This window comes from Gordonia sp. LMA484, from assembly GCF_058129505.1.
Window position 1 is genome coordinate 1,792,210 of record NZ_CM176700.1, and the last position, 13,509, is coordinate 1,805,718.

Genomic DNA, 13,509 nt, shown 5'->3' on the forward strand with positions numbered 1-13,509 from the left:
GACTGGCGACTGGAACTGTCGATCCTGGAGCCTGGGTGATGCCGCCGCCCGTCTCGTGCATGCCCGATGGCCGCGGGCGGTATCCGGCTCGCCGCGATGAACCTGTTCTCAGTCATACAACCGACTGAAAACTAGGCTAAGGGAGGTTCAGGTGATCTGCAATACGCTCGGCGAAAATTTGCTGATACTCTCGCCCGCCGACGTCCGGGGTTCGTGCCGGCACCATCGGGACGGCACGCCGCGCGTCTGGGCGCCGCACCGTTCGGCGGTGCCGATTGGGTCAGTGCTTGTTCGTCGTCGCCGATCGCGGTGCCGCGAGTCCGACGAGCATCTCGGTGATCGTGTCCAGGTCCTGGTCGGCACGTTCGTCGTCAGGGTCGCACACGTATTGCAGGATGAGCCCGTCGATACAGGCCACGATGATGCGCGCCAGCTGGGGGAGCGGTATCGCAGACACTTCACCAGCCGAGGTCGCCGCTTCTGCACACCAATTGGCCACGACGTCGGCATAGGACTCGTACTGCCATCGGGCGAGTTCCTCTTGCCCCTCGGTCCGCAGCGAGTAGGTCGTCAGTTCGTACTGCATGACCTGCAGATCTCGATTGGACACCAGTCGCTTCCAAAAGGCCCGCACCCCGTCGCGAATCGCATGGGCGAGCCCATCACCGGTGTGCGCAGAATCGGCGAACACGTGGCCGATCTCGGTCACCACGTCCTCGATCACTGCGCGTAACAGCAATTCCCGGGAGGGGAAGACATACTGCAATGTGCCCAGCGGAACGTCACCTTCGGCGGCGACCGCGCGCAGCGGCGTGTTGGCGACACCGTCACGAGCCAACACATCACGCGCTGCTGCGACCAGTTGTCGGCTGCGAACCGCCGCCTCGACACGCGCCATCGGCTGCCCTTTCGCCCGGTGACCTGGCTGTTTCAGTCAGTTGTATGACTGCGAATGTAGGCCCTCGGAGCGCCCGCCACAACTCATCGGTACTTCAATCCAGCGTCAGCCCCCGCCATAGGGGCGCGTGATGATCTCGAGGCTGTGCCCGTCGGGATCACTCCAATAGAGGCCTCGGCCACCGTCGTTGGTGTTGATCGTGGCGGGTTGTCGGTGAAACGGATCGGCCCAATAGTCGAGACCACGATCGACGATCCGGTCGTGGATCGCGTCGAATTCGGCCTCTGTGACGAGGAAGGCGTAGTGCTGGGGAGTCACCCGCTCGGCATCGGCGTAGTCGAGCGAGAGTCGGCCGACCTGGACAATCTGGAACGGCCCGAACGGTTTCGGCGTCGGCAGGTCGAGGATGTCGGCGAGGAACCGGGCGGACACGCGACTGTCGCGTGCGTACACGATCGTGTGGTTGAGTTCGACGGTCACGGACGACACCTCGCTCGGGGATCTGGCGATCAGACCTGCTCGTGGTGGCACCAGTTTACCGGCACCCCCGTTCCCGATGGCCACATGTGCGATTCTCGCACATGTGTGCGAACATGGTCAGCGTGAATTCGCGCAGACCGATCGGTTTGACTCCCGACGACCTCGAGTCTCTGTCCGCGGGACTTGCCGCCGGCAAACGCGTCACCGTCTATCTCCGTGATCCGATGCCGTCGTTGGACCTCGATGCCGGCGCGTCGGCGCGCGTCGTGTCCATCGAGGGATCCACGGTCACGGTGAGCCCGAAGGGGGTCGACGATCAATTGCCGTTCGAGCCCGACGAACTGCTGAGAACACGTGCCGCAGCAACGTCCGCCACGTCGGCGAGACGGCGACCGGCCAAGGCGGCGTCCACGTCTGGGCCGATCGCCAGGTCATCAAGAACCGTTGTGACCGAACCGAAGCCGACGCCCGAACCTGCACCGCCCACCGAACCCGCACCTGCACCTGCACCGCCGAGACCAGTGAAACCGAACCCCGTCCAGGCGAAAGCGCCGCGACGTTCCAAGGCTCCGGGCGCGCCGGTCAGTGTGACCGTCACATCGACAGGGGAGAGCACGTGGACGGTCTCGGTATCCCACGGCGCCAAGAAGCATGGCAAACCCACCGAGGTGACCGCCGACCGGGTCGCGCGAGCCATGCGCGAGCTCGGCGACGACGCCGCGATCACCGCGGTCGACGGGGCGATCGAGTCGGCGCGTGCGGCCGCCCAGAAGAGAATCGACGAGCTCAGCCGCGAACTCGAAACCGCACGAGCAGCGCTGGCTCATCTCGACAGCAAGGTCACCGATAGCTGACAGCGGCGGGTGCAGCAGAGCCGGATCGCGTTACCTGATGCGCACCCCTTGCGGGCTGCGCAGGTGTCGATCGGGCAGTTGTCAGACGAGACCCTTTGTCAACGTAGCCCTTTCACGACGTCACGGACGCCAGCAGTGAGCGTGCACCAAGGATTGCTCCCTCTATGTCGTCACCGAGAGTGTTGTCGGGCAGCGCCCCGATCTCATCACTCAAGAGATCGACATCCTTCACGAGTAGGTCGAACTGAACATCGATGAAGTTGTCGCTCATCCAACTCTGGCCTGTCGAGGCACCGATCACGTCGAGAAGACTCGTCGCCGGCGTCCCCAGTTTCTCCGCGAGACTCAGCATTCGTGCTGTCGCCGCGAGATTGCACGTCGCCAACATGTTATTGAGCAATTTGACCAGTGCGGGCTGTCCGTAGGATTCCAACCGGAAGGTGCGGCCCGAGATGTTCTGCAGGAGAGCATCCTCGGCAGCGGAGGTCGGAGGGCCACTGAGAAATATCGACAGGGTGCCTTCGCGAGCACCTCGCGGTCCGCCCGATACGGGTGCTTCGAATACGCGCCAACCTTCGGGTGCGCACGACATGATTCTCCGCGCGTCGGTGGGAGCGAGGGTGGTGTGGACGAACACTGTCAGCGGTCGCGCGGTATGTGCGGTCAGCGCATCCACGACGGCGCTGACCTGATCAGCCAGGCGCACTGCGATGTGGACGCTGTCGACCGTCGTCCACTCCACTTCTGCCACACTGGTGGCTGCCGGCGACCCGGTTTCCGCGGTCCACTCACGGACCCGCTGAAGGTCGAAGTCACAGCCATAGACCGGCTGTCGCTGTTCGGCAAGATGTGCGCCGATGTTCCCGCCGATGGGGCCGAGACCGATGATGAGATGCATGTGCCTCTCCGATTCTGTAGATGCGATCGGTTGTCAGACGTCTGCTGGGACCAGCCCTCGCTCGGCCATCACCTGCTGCAGGAGCGTGAGGGCGTTGAGCACGCGGGGAAAGCCGACGTACGGGATGCAGTGAATGAGAGCACCGACGATTTTCTCTCTCGTCAGACCCACGGTGAATCCCGTGTTGATGTGCAGTTTCAGTTGCGGCTCGGTCCCCAAGGCCACCAACGTGGCGATGGTGATGAGCGTTTGTTCCTGTTGGCTCAGACTCTTTCGCGAGTAGATGTCGCCGAAGGCGAACGAGACGATGTAATCAGGAAGGTCGGGATCGAGATCCTTGTAAGCTTCGATGAGTTTGGCGTGGTCGAACGTGTTGGAATGCTCGGTGGAGACGAGTTCCATCATTCGGTCGAGGCCGTGCTGGTAGCGATCTGTGATCATGTGTACTGACCGCCTACTGGTGGTTCGGATTACGGACGAGCTTCTTGTTGGCGAACTCGGTGAAGCCGTATCGGCCGAGTTCACGGCCGAAGCCCGAACCCTTGACGCCGCCGAACGGCAGGTCGGGGGAACTCTTGCTGGTGTCGTTGATCCACACCATTCCGCTCTCGAGTTCTGCGGCAACCCGATCGGCCATGTCGAGGTCACTCGTGAACACGGTGGCACCGAGACCGAACGGCGAATCGTTGGCCAGATCGATTGCCTCGTCGACAGAGTCGACTGCGTAGACCACCGCCACCGGGCCGAAGAGTTCCTCGTCGAAGGCCCGTGCCTCACGGGTGACGCCGGCCAGCACGGTGGGTGGATAGAACGCGCCGGCTCCACCGGGTCGATCGCCGCCGAGCAGTACCTCGGCTCCGGTCGACACCGCATCGTCGACGAGGTCGGCGAGCTCGTCGACGGCCGACATCGACGACAGAGGCCCGAGTTTGACGGTGGCGTCGGTCGGGTCGCCGGGCTCCCAGGCGGCCATTCCCTGTACGAGCTTGGCGACGAACTCGTCGTACACCTGCTGCTCGACGATGAATCGTTTGGAGGCGGTGCAGGCCTGACCGACGTTGGCGAGCCGACCGATGACTCCCGCGCGGGCGGCCTTGTCGATATCGGCGTCGGCGAGCACGACGAACGGGTCTGAGCCGCCGAGTTCGAGGACGCATTTCTTGAGATGCCGACCGGCGACTTCACCCACGGCCGAGCCTGCCTTCTCCGACCCGGTCAAGGACACTCCTTGCACTCGCGGGTCGGCGATGGCCGCGGCGACCTGAGTCGAGGAGATGAAGGCGTTCAGGTACACACCGGACGGCAGTCCGGCTTCGGAAAGGATCCGCTCGATGGCCAGCGCTGACTGCGGGCAGTTTCGTGCGTGCTTGATGATGATCGTGTTGCCCAGCGCGATGTTCGGGGCCGCGAAGCGCACCACCTGGTAGAAGGGGTAGTTCCACGGCATGACACCGACGAGGGGGCCGATCGGTTCGGTGCGAACGACGGCTGTGCCCGTCCCGGCGATGTCGAGAGTTTCATCGGCGACGAACTCGGCGAGATGGTCGGCGTAGTACTGGTAGATCGAGGCGACCAGTGCCACCTCACCCTTGGCCTGGGCGATGGGTTTGCCCATCTCGAGGGTGGCGAGTTTGGCCAACTCGTCGGCCTGCTCGCGGTGCAGATCGGCGACCCGGGCGAGCAGGGTGCGCCGCTGGTCGAGGTCAAAGGTGCGCCATTCTCGATAGGCCATCGCGCTGTGGCCGATCAGGTCGTCGAGTTCGTTGTCGGATATCTCCGGGTACTGTGCTTGTTGTTCGCCGGTGGCGGGGTCGGTGGTGGTGTACACACCCACGGGTGTCTCCTATTGCTGTTGTGCGCGGCGGGTTGTCAGATGACGGCATCGCGCCGCTGAGGTGTCGTGGTCAGGCGTCGACTGTCTGAGGGGACTTCACGTCGAAGCCCCGGTAGCCGGTGGCAGCGACGTCGGCGAGGACTGCCCGATAGTTTCCGAGGCCCCCGAGGTAGAACAACACGCTGGGCTTCTTGCCCGGAATATTGGCGCCGAAGATCCATGAGTCGACCTTGGTGAACAGGGTGGCGTTGGCGATCGTCGTGCAGGTATCGGTCCATTCCGCCTCGGCTTCCGGCGTCGGCTCGATCGCCGAAACACCCCAACGCTCGGCGTATTCGATTGTCTGACTGATCCATTCGACCTGGGTTTCGATGCTCGGCGGCAGATTGGTGAACGGGCCGTTGGGCCCAAGGACCATGAACCAGTTCGGAAAGTTGGCGGTGGCCACGCCCAGGTAGCTGGTCGGTTGCCCGTTCCAGTGGTCATTGATGGCCAGACCGTTACGGCCGCGGATGTCGATGCGGCGGTAGTTGCCGTCCACAGCGTCGAACCCGGTGGCGAAGACGAGGACGTCGAGTTCGTGCAGGACTCCATCCTGGGTCACAACTCCTCGCCGGGTGACCTCGCGGATGGGGGTTTCGCCGATGGCCACGGCTTCGACATTGGGTCGATTGAACACCTCGTGGTAGCCGTCATCGCAGAGCGGGCGGCGGGCGAACAGTCCCGTCGGAGTCAGTTTCCGAGCGGTTTCCGGGTCCTTGATGACTTCGGCGATCTTGGCGCGGATGAACGATGCGGCCGCCTCATTCGCCTCCTCGTCGGTGGCGATGTCGCCGAAGGTGCCGAACATGAACCGGAAGCCGCCGCCGTGGTTCCAGGTGTCCTCGAAGACGCGTTGCCGTTCCTCGGCGGATACCCTCATCGCCGGCACGGTGCTCTCTTCGAAGCCGAACGCCACACCGGAACTCTTCACCTGTTCCCAGATCTGGTCATAGTCGGCCTTGACAGCATCGATCTGTTCGGGTGTGACCGGCCGCTTGCCGACAGGCACCGAGTACTGCGGCGTCCGCACGAATACCGTCAGGTGCTCGACGTCGGGGGCCAGCGCGGTGATGACCTGCTGGCCGGTCGAACCTGTGCCGATGACACCGACGCGACGGCCCGAGAGATCCCTGCCCTCGGGCCACGCGGCGGTGTGGATGACCTCTCCGTCGAAACTGTCCAGACCCGGCAGTTGCGGCAGATTGATCGCCGAGAGCAGCCCGACCGCGTTGACGACATAGGTTGCGCGGTACACCTCACCGGTGCCGGTGGTGACCTCCCACGATTCCTCGTCGTCGAGGTAGATCGCCGAAGCGACCTCCGTTCCGAACCGGAAATGACGACGCAGGTCGAAACGGTCGACGACACCTTCGAGGTATTCGAGGATCTCTGGCTGGGTGATGTAGGTGTGTTTCCATGACCCGTCGGCCAGCAGATCCTGATCGAAGGAGAAGCGGTAGACATGGCTCTCGGTGTCCGACAACGCACCTGGATAGCGATTCCAGTACCAGGTACCGCCGGGGCCGTCTGCCTTGTCGAATCCGATGGTGGAGAGTCCGAGATCGTTGGCCAGTTTGTGGACGGCGTAGATGCCGCCGAACCCGGCGCCGATCACGATCGCGTCGACCGTCTGGATGCGATGCTCAATGGTCATGATCAATCCAATTCCTTTGCGCTGGTGATGAGGTGAGATCGGGATGTCAGGCGCGGTGCCACGCGGCGAGTGCATCGAGTTCCGCCCGGACCAGTGCCGAGCGTCCGGCCAGGAACGGGTACACGTGTTGCTGACCTTCGGCGATCGACAAGGTCACGTCGACGCCGGCGGCCTCAGCACGCTCGGCCAACCTGGTGGCGTTGTCCAGAAGCGACTCAACGCTTCCGGCCGTGATGTAGATGCGAGGAAAACCGGCGAAGTCGGCGTGCAGCGGGTTCGCCAGAGGCGTGGCCGGATCAATTGTGCCGCCGAGCACGCCCTCGAGTAGTTCCGGGGTGATCAATGCGTCGCTGTCGTTGTTGGTGATCAACGTTTCATCCTTGTTCTCCATGTCGAGCCACGGAGAGAAGGCGATGACCGCACCGGGTCCTGCCTTCTGCCGGCCACTCAGGGACAGGGCGATCGCGATCGCGAGGTTGCCGCCGGCGGAGTCGCCGATCGTCGTGATGTCAGCCGGTTTGATCCCCGATTCGACCAAAGCCGAGAAGACCGCGACGCCGTCCTCGACTTGAGCCGGATGTGCGAACTCGGGGGCGCGGCGGTAGTCCGGTACGAAGCTGTGGGCGCCAAGGGCAGCGGCGACGTGGCCCGCCAATTTGCGGTGGCTGGCTGCCGAGCCGACTGCGAACCCGCCGCCGTGGGTGTAGAGCAGCACCTTTGCCGCGTCGGCTCCCTCGGGTAGGCACCAGATGCCCGGCACGCCACCGACGGTGTCTTCCCGGTAGGTCACGCGCTCCGGTTCTGCGGTGGGTCGATGCCACTCGTCGAACAACGACCGAAGCAGCCGGATCGTCAGTTCGGGTGTGGACGCCATGATCTGTGACCAGTCCGCGTATAGCTCACGCAGTGCATCGGAGCCGTCGTCGCCGACAGCTGAGAGGTCGATCTGTTCGGACATGGTGGTGTTCATCAGGGCCCCTTGGCGTAGTGCGCCGAGCCGAGTCTCATCCCGGCGCAAATGTGTTGTGACAACACGTGGCGGCCGCAGATGTGATGGCGACCACGTTCTCCAGATCAACGCTAAGGGCGTATCGAGAAACACATCTGTTCCGATGTGGAACACTGCGGTGAGCGTCGTCGTCGATACCGTGAGGTGTGTCCACACACGACCGACACACGAAAGAGACTGTCTCGCATGCAATCATTCGCCCTACAGCCCGACGACCCCACTATCCATGACCTGACCCTGCCGACACCCGAGCCCACCGGCCGAGAGGTGCTCCTGAGAGTGTGTCGTGCGGGCGTGTGCCACACCGATACCCATCTGCGAGCCGGCGGATACGACCTCGGAAGCCGAGGTGTCATGAATATGAAGGACCGCGGAATCCCTTATCCGATGGTGCTCGGTCACGAAGTTGTGGGTGTGGTCGACGAGGTGGGCGACGACGTCCGAGGTGTCGTGAAGGGCGATGTTCGGCTCGTCTACCCGTGGATCGGTTGCGGCGATTGCCGCCGGTGCCGCGGCGGCGAGGACAACAAGTGCGTCGCCGGGCAGAACCTCGGCGTGGCGCGCCACGGCGGGTATGCCGAGTACATCGTCGTCCCCGACGAGAAGTATCTCGTCGACATCGCCGGCCTCGACTACAGCTGGGCCGCCACTCTCGCGTGTTCCGGCCTCACTGCGTACAGCGCGGTGGACAAGATCCTGCCGCTCGACTCGAACGAGCCGGTCGTGGTCTTCGGTGCCGGCGGTCTTGGTCTGACCGCGATCGCGTTGCTACGGGCACGCGGCCACGGCAACATCTGCGTCGTCGACAGGTCCGAGCAGAACCTGACGCTCGCGCGCGATATGGGCGCCACCACCACGGTGCTGTCCGGACCTGACACGGACGCGGGGAGTATCCGCCGGTCCGCCGGTGGCCCCGCCGGCGCCGTGATCGACTTCGTCAACAACGGGGAGACGGCGACCGCCGCGTTCGATGTGCTGATCAAGGGTGGCATCATGATTCAGGTCGGCTTGTTCGGCGGCGAGGTCACGGTCCCCACTGCGCTCCTGGCCTTGCGGATGGTCCGCGTCGAAGGCAGCTTCGTGGGCACATTGGCGCAGCTCAGAGCTCTGGTGAAGGTGGCACAGGGCGGTTCTTTGCCTGACATTCCGCTCGTCGAGCGTCCGCTGTCGGCGCCAGAGGTGTCCCGGGCTCTCGATGAGTTGACCGCCGGGGGAGTCGCTGGACGCATTGTGTTGTCTGCATCACACTGACATGGTGAGGCAGGATCGGTTCGATCGCGAAGATGCGATACGGAGTGCGCGTGAGCAGTTGCTGACCAAGGGACTTCTGCACGCCTCCGTTCCTGCCTCGCTGGTCGCCACAGAGATCGAACAGAGTTGGCGACGGTCGGTTTCGCTCCAGGTGGATCCGGGTACCGGCCCCCACGTCATGGGTGAGATCGATCCCGACAGTTCCATCCTCCGCGCCGCCGGCCGGATCCTCGACCAGTGGCAGACCAATCTCAGCGACTCGCGGATGACACTCTTCCTCGCCGATGGCGATGGCCGGATCGTGTCTCGCCGAATCGTGGACGCCCAAGACCAGAAGGCACTCGACAAAAGCCAATGCCGCAGAGGGTTTCGACTTCTCCGAACAGGCCCTCGGTACCAATGGCCTGGGCACACCCATCGAATCGAGAGGAGTCGTCTTCGTCCGCGGCAGCGAACACTTCAACGACGGCTTGTCCAGCCTGGCCTGCGCCGGCGCACCGATCAGACATCCGATCACCGGCCGGATAGTGGGTTCGCTGTCCATCGCCTCCCACGTCGACTCCGCAAGTCCGCTGATGGTCGCCATGGTCCGCCTGGCCGGACACGAGATCTCCGAGGCGCTCGAACTGATGGCGGATTCGCGAGACCTCGAACTCGCCCGGACTTATCGCAGTTTCCGGTCATCCACGCACCCCGTCCTGGTCATGAATTCGGGAACGGTGATGACCGACCTTCCCGCGCTCGCCCACTTCGACGCCGATGCCCACGCCCGCCTCTGGGACACGCTCCGCAAGCAGCACTGGGATCAGGACCGTCTCCAGCTCGAACTCCCGTTGCTCGGCGCGCAGGCTATCGTGCGCCGGCTGGGTCGATCGGGAGCCGATGCGATCTTCGCTCTGGAGTTCACCGAGACTGACGGAGCGGACCGAGAAGACGCCGATGATCAACCTGTTCGGATCGGCTCTCCGAGCGACGAACGCGATGTCCGGCCCACCCCGTTCAGCCGCTACGAACAGGCCGAGCGAGATGCAATCAGTGCCGCGCTCAGCGACGCCGGCGGTAACAGATCCCGTGCCGCAGAGTTGCTGGGAATCGGTCGAACAACCCTTTACCGGAAAATGCGTGCCCTGAAGATCAACTCTTAGGAGTTGTCACAGGTGAGTATGCGCCCGCCGTGGCCGCACCACGCGAGCTCCGACAGCGGGAAGCGCTGCCGGAGCTCTCGCATCACGATCGGGCGTATCAACCTCTGAGCGCAGAAGCGGGGCCCTCGACCGGCACGACAACCGAATCGGCTGCCGCCTCGCCGAGCAGTTCGGTCCTGCTCCGCCCACCGAGTAGTTCGGTTGGAGTCAGGTATGTCTCGCGCATTGCAGCGACTGCCAGAGCTGCGATCGCTGTGGCGACTGCTCCGAACACTGCGACCGGCACCCATCCGGAAGGGCCCTCTGCGAGGATGACCGCGGCGATCAGCGGTGCGAATCCGGCGAGGAGGTTGCCCAGTTGGTTACTGACGGCCATCCCGGTGAATCGTACTGGGGCCGAGAACTGTTCGGGGAAGAACGACGTCCAGACACCGTTGTAGCACGTGAAGAACAGTGTCATGTTGATGAAAGCGAACACCGCGATCAACGGCACGTTTGCCGACGAGATTGCCCACAGGTACCCGAAGATGCTCAACCCGCATCCGCCACAAGAGATCAGCATCGCCGGCTTCCGGCCGATCTTGTCCGACAGATGCCCGGCCGCGGGAATCCCGATGATGGTCAACGCGATTGCAGCGGAGATGATCGCAAGCATCGCTCCCTTGTCCACGCCTGCTGATGTTGCGTACGAAAGGCTGAACACCGAGAACAGCGTTTGAATCGAAGCCATGAGAGTCGCCCCGGCAACGCAGATCACGTCGCGACGATGGTATGTGAAGACGTCACGGAGCGGTCGTCTGCGCACCTGATCGGCACTCTTGGCCTCGACGAACGCAGGGGTTTCATCGAGGCGGCTGCGCACGTAGTAGGTGATGACCACGACAGCTGCGCTGAGCCAGAACGGAACACGCCAGCCCCAGGCGTAGAGCGCATCATCAGGCAACAGTGCAACAGGCAGGAAGACCACCGTTGCCAACGAATTGCCCACCGCGTAGCCGACCATGACGAAGCTCGCGAAGAAGCCACGGCGGCCCGCCGGCGAATGCTCCACCGTGAGCGTCGATGCCCCTGCCGATTCGGCTCCGGCCGAGAAGCCCTGCACGAAACGTAGTGCCACCAACAGAGCAGGAGCGAGAGCTCCGACCTGACCGAAGGTCGGAAGGCAGCCGATGGCGAAGGATGCGGCACCCATCATCAGCACCGTCGCCAGCATGACTCGTTTGCGCCCGAGACGATCTCCGTAGTGACCCATCACGACCGCCCCGACCGGCCGGGCGACGTATCCCACCGCGAACGTGGCGAATGACGCGATCAAAGCCACCGCGGGGTCACCCGAGGGGAAGAACAGCACATTGAACACCAGGGCGGCTGCAGCGCCATAGATGAAGAAGTCGTAGTACTCCAGCGCACTGCCGAGCAGTGCGGCAGTCGCAGCGCGCCGGGGAGTCATCACCGGCGACGATGAGCTTTTCATTGATTCTCCTAGTTGTAACGGGGGTGATTCAAAGCTAGGAGTGAGGGCCCGGTCACAGTTGTTCCGATCTGAAACAGGTCCTCGTCGATTGGGAACCAGATGGCGCCATGGCAACGTATATCGATTGGCTACTTCACAAGATGGTTGGTCAGTGCCACGCTGGAGAGTGTTTCGAATTTCTCAAATACGAACGGTAGAAAGGTTTTTTCAGCGTAATCAACAAGAGCACGACTGATCTGTTGAGGAGGAAGTCATGGCTCGTGTGGAAGGTTTCGAACCAGCGCACAGTGGACAATCACCCACCGACCCCTGTGGGGTGTGGGGTGACTCCGACACTGGCGCAGGAGTTTTGGGTACGAGCGGAGTTCTCCCGGCGGGGGAGTTCAACCCGCCGACCGGCACCGCCGGCGTGGAAGGACATGGTGTCGACAGTCTCGGAGTGTACGGCCGCAGCCAGAACGCGACCGGCATCCTCGGCGTCACGTTCTCGCAGGAGGGCGGAGCCTCGGGGGTCTTCGGCTCCAGTGTCGCCGAGGGTAACGGGGTGACGGGTTTTGTCGGCAGCGCCACGGGAGTCCGTGGATCGAGCGTTCGCGGCGGTGGCGTGCACGGGAGTGGCGCCACGTACGGTGTGCAGGGCGAGACCTTCGGCGGCCGCAACGCGGTCGCCGTCGAAGGCCGCGCCGGCAGCGGCCTGGGCGTACGCGGAAAGAGTCAATCCAACAGCGGCGTCGTCGGCGTCACGACCGGCTCGGGTTACGGCACCTTCGGGCTCCACTTCTCGGAGGACGCGGGTACCGGGGTCTTCGGCGAAAGCGTCCTGGGCGACGGCGTGGAAGGTCACAGCTTCACCCGCTTCGGTGTGCGCGGCGAGGGAAGAGGTGGTGGGGTCCACGGGGTTTCCACGTCCACCGACCCCGCCGCCGCCGGGATCGTCGGCGAGAACCCGAGCGGCTATGCCGGGACCTTCTTCGGCGACGTCCGCGTCACGGGCTTCGTCTCCAAGGCGGGCGGCGGTTTCGAGATCGACCATCCAAGCGATCCGACCAACAAGTACCTCAGGCATTCGTTTGTCGAGAGCCCGGACATGCTGAACGTGTACAGCGGCAACATCAGCACCGACGACGACGGCGCGGCCAGTGTCGAGCTTCCCGACTACTTCGAGGCACTCAACGAGGACTTTCGGTACCAGCTGACTGTCATCGGCGAATTTGCGCAGGCCATCGTGGCGCAGCAGATCGCGGACAACCGATTCGTCATCAAGACCGACCGACCGAAGGTCCGGGTCTCCTGGCAGGTGACCGGAACACGAAAGGACAGGTGGGCCGCCGCTCACCGACTCACCGTGGAGGGTGACAAGCCCGCAGCGGAGAAAGGCCGCTACCTACATCCAGGATTGTGGGGACAACCCGAACACGGGACCACCGATCCAGAGTCCAAGCTCGAGAACCATCAGCGGCAACTGACCCAACTGATGCCCGAACATCTTCGACACCGCGTTGAACCGGCTCTACGAGAGGCCGAGCACAGCGATGGCAGCGCGTTGCGGCGGCTCGTGGCGGACATGGTGGCGGAACTGCATCCGCAAGCGAGTGAAGAAAGGGAGCGCGTTCTGCGTGGTCGTGTCGAGGAGGAGCTGCGGAGGGTCCACGAGGGACTGGGCGGGGTGACGCCTGGTGGATCCGGCGCCTGACCGATGAGTTCCGCATTCGTATGAATCCATTTCCGATCTAACTGCTGCGTTCGTACGAGGTCGGCGTTCTGCCTGATGGTCGCCCGAAGCCCGCGACCCGCTGACTCGGTGGAGGCCGCGCCCGGCACGGTCGCGCTGTGCCGAGCGGCCGTAGCCGGACGTGGGGTTGACCATCGTCTGGGGTAGCCATCACGCCTCCTGGTGGTCGGCGAACTGCGGGTCAGGCGTCTACGGGACCACCGACAGCAAACATCGCCGATGCAGTGGAACGGCGGTT

General features: G+C 63.7%; 12 protein-coding genes and 1 pseudogene. 5 read left to right on the forward strand and 8 right to left on the reverse strand.

Features of this window, described 5'->3' with window-relative positions; translation table 11 throughout:
* Window positions 1–280 precede the first annotated feature (280 nt).
* Both AC4AMJ_RS07665 and AC4AMJ_RS07670 read right to left on the reverse strand, forming a co-directional pair.
* Complete coding sequence (locus tag AC4AMJ_RS07665) at window positions 281–898, reverse strand: TetR/AcrR family transcriptional regulator (RefSeq protein ID WP_489895513.1); 618 nt, start codon at window positions 896–898, stop codon at window positions 281–283.
* A 105-nt stretch (window positions 899–1,003) separates the two neighbouring features.
* The gene (locus AC4AMJ_RS07670) at window positions 1,004–1,378 is read right to left on the reverse strand and encodes a VOC family protein (protein WP_489895515.1); all 375 of its coding nucleotides are present in this window, start codon (window positions 1,376–1,378) and stop codon (window positions 1,004–1,006) included.
* A 113-nt stretch (window positions 1,379–1,491) separates the two neighbouring features.
* On the opposite strand from AC4AMJ_RS07670, the gene AC4AMJ_RS07675 reads away from it, so the two are divergent.
* Complete coding sequence (locus tag AC4AMJ_RS07675) at window positions 1,492–2,232, forward strand: DUF6319 family protein (protein ID WP_489917698.1); 741 nt, start codon at window positions 1,492–1,494, stop codon at window positions 2,230–2,232.
* A gap of 112 nt (window positions 2,233–2,344) precedes the next feature.
* Here the strand turns inward: AC4AMJ_RS07675 and AC4AMJ_RS07680 are convergent, their stop codons facing one another.
* From AC4AMJ_RS07680 to AC4AMJ_RS07700, 5 genes are all read right to left on the reverse strand, one after another.
* Window positions 2,345–3,130, reverse strand: a complete 786-nt coding sequence (locus AC4AMJ_RS07680; protein WP_489917699.1) for an NAD(P)-dependent oxidoreductase — start codon at window positions 3,128–3,130, stop codon at window positions 2,345–2,347.
* Window positions 3,131–3,163: 33 nt separating this feature from the next.
* Entirely contained in the window at window positions 3,164–3,571 is a 408-nt protein-coding gene (locus AC4AMJ_RS07685) for a carboxymuconolactone decarboxylase family protein (protein ID WP_489917700.1), read from the reverse strand.
* Between the two features lie 13 nt (window positions 3,572–3,584).
* A complete protein-coding gene (locus AC4AMJ_RS07690; RefSeq protein ID WP_489917701.1) occupies window positions 3,585–4,964 on the reverse strand; it encodes an NAD-dependent succinate-semialdehyde dehydrogenase in 1,380 nt (459 codons plus the stop codon).
* A gap of 70 nt (window positions 4,965–5,034) precedes the next feature.
* The gene (locus tag AC4AMJ_RS07695; RefSeq protein ID WP_489917702.1) at window positions 5,035–6,660 is read right to left on the reverse strand and encodes a flavin-containing monooxygenase; all 1,626 of its coding nucleotides are present in this window, start codon (window positions 6,658–6,660) and stop codon (window positions 5,035–5,037) included.
* 46 nt (window positions 6,661–6,706) lie between these two features.
* Complete coding sequence (locus tag AC4AMJ_RS07700) at window positions 6,707–7,630, reverse strand: alpha/beta hydrolase (RefSeq protein WP_489917703.1); 924 nt, start codon at window positions 7,628–7,630, stop codon at window positions 6,707–6,709.
* Between the two features lie 225 nt (window positions 7,631–7,855).
* On the opposite strand from AC4AMJ_RS07700, the gene AC4AMJ_RS07705 reads away from it, so the two are divergent.
* From AC4AMJ_RS07705 to AC4AMJ_RS07715, 3 genes and pseudogenes are all read left to right on the forward strand, one after another.
* On the forward strand, window positions 7,856–8,920 hold the full coding sequence (locus AC4AMJ_RS07705) for an alcohol dehydrogenase (protein ID WP_489917704.1): 1,065 nt from the start codon (window positions 7,856–7,858) through the stop codon (window positions 8,918–8,920).
* A 1-nt stretch (window position 8,921) separates the two neighbouring features.
* Window positions 8,922–9,212: pseudogene (locus AC4AMJ_RS07710) on the forward strand (hypothetical protein); the annotation flags it as partial.
* Window positions 9,211–10,065, forward strand: a complete 855-nt coding sequence (locus AC4AMJ_RS07715) for a helix-turn-helix domain-containing protein (protein WP_489918394.1) — start codon at window positions 9,211–9,213, stop codon at window positions 10,063–10,065. The pseudogene AC4AMJ_RS07710 and the gene AC4AMJ_RS07715, both read left to right, overlap by 2 nt.
* 97 nt (window positions 10,066–10,162) lie before the next feature.
* Here AC4AMJ_RS07715 and AC4AMJ_RS07720 read toward each other — a convergent pair whose 3' ends face one another.
* Entirely contained in the window at window positions 10,163–11,539 is a 1,377-nt protein-coding gene (locus tag AC4AMJ_RS07720) for an MFS transporter (protein ID WP_489917705.1), read from the reverse strand.
* A 253-nt stretch (window positions 11,540–11,792) separates the two neighbouring features.
* On the opposite strand from AC4AMJ_RS07720, the gene AC4AMJ_RS07725 reads away from it, so the two are divergent.
* Window positions 11,793–13,232, forward strand: coding sequence for a hypothetical protein (locus AC4AMJ_RS07725; protein ID WP_489917706.1), 1,440 nt, complete (start codon window positions 11,793–11,795; stop codon window positions 13,230–13,232).
* The last annotated feature ends 277 nt before the right edge of the window (window positions 13,233–13,509 follow it).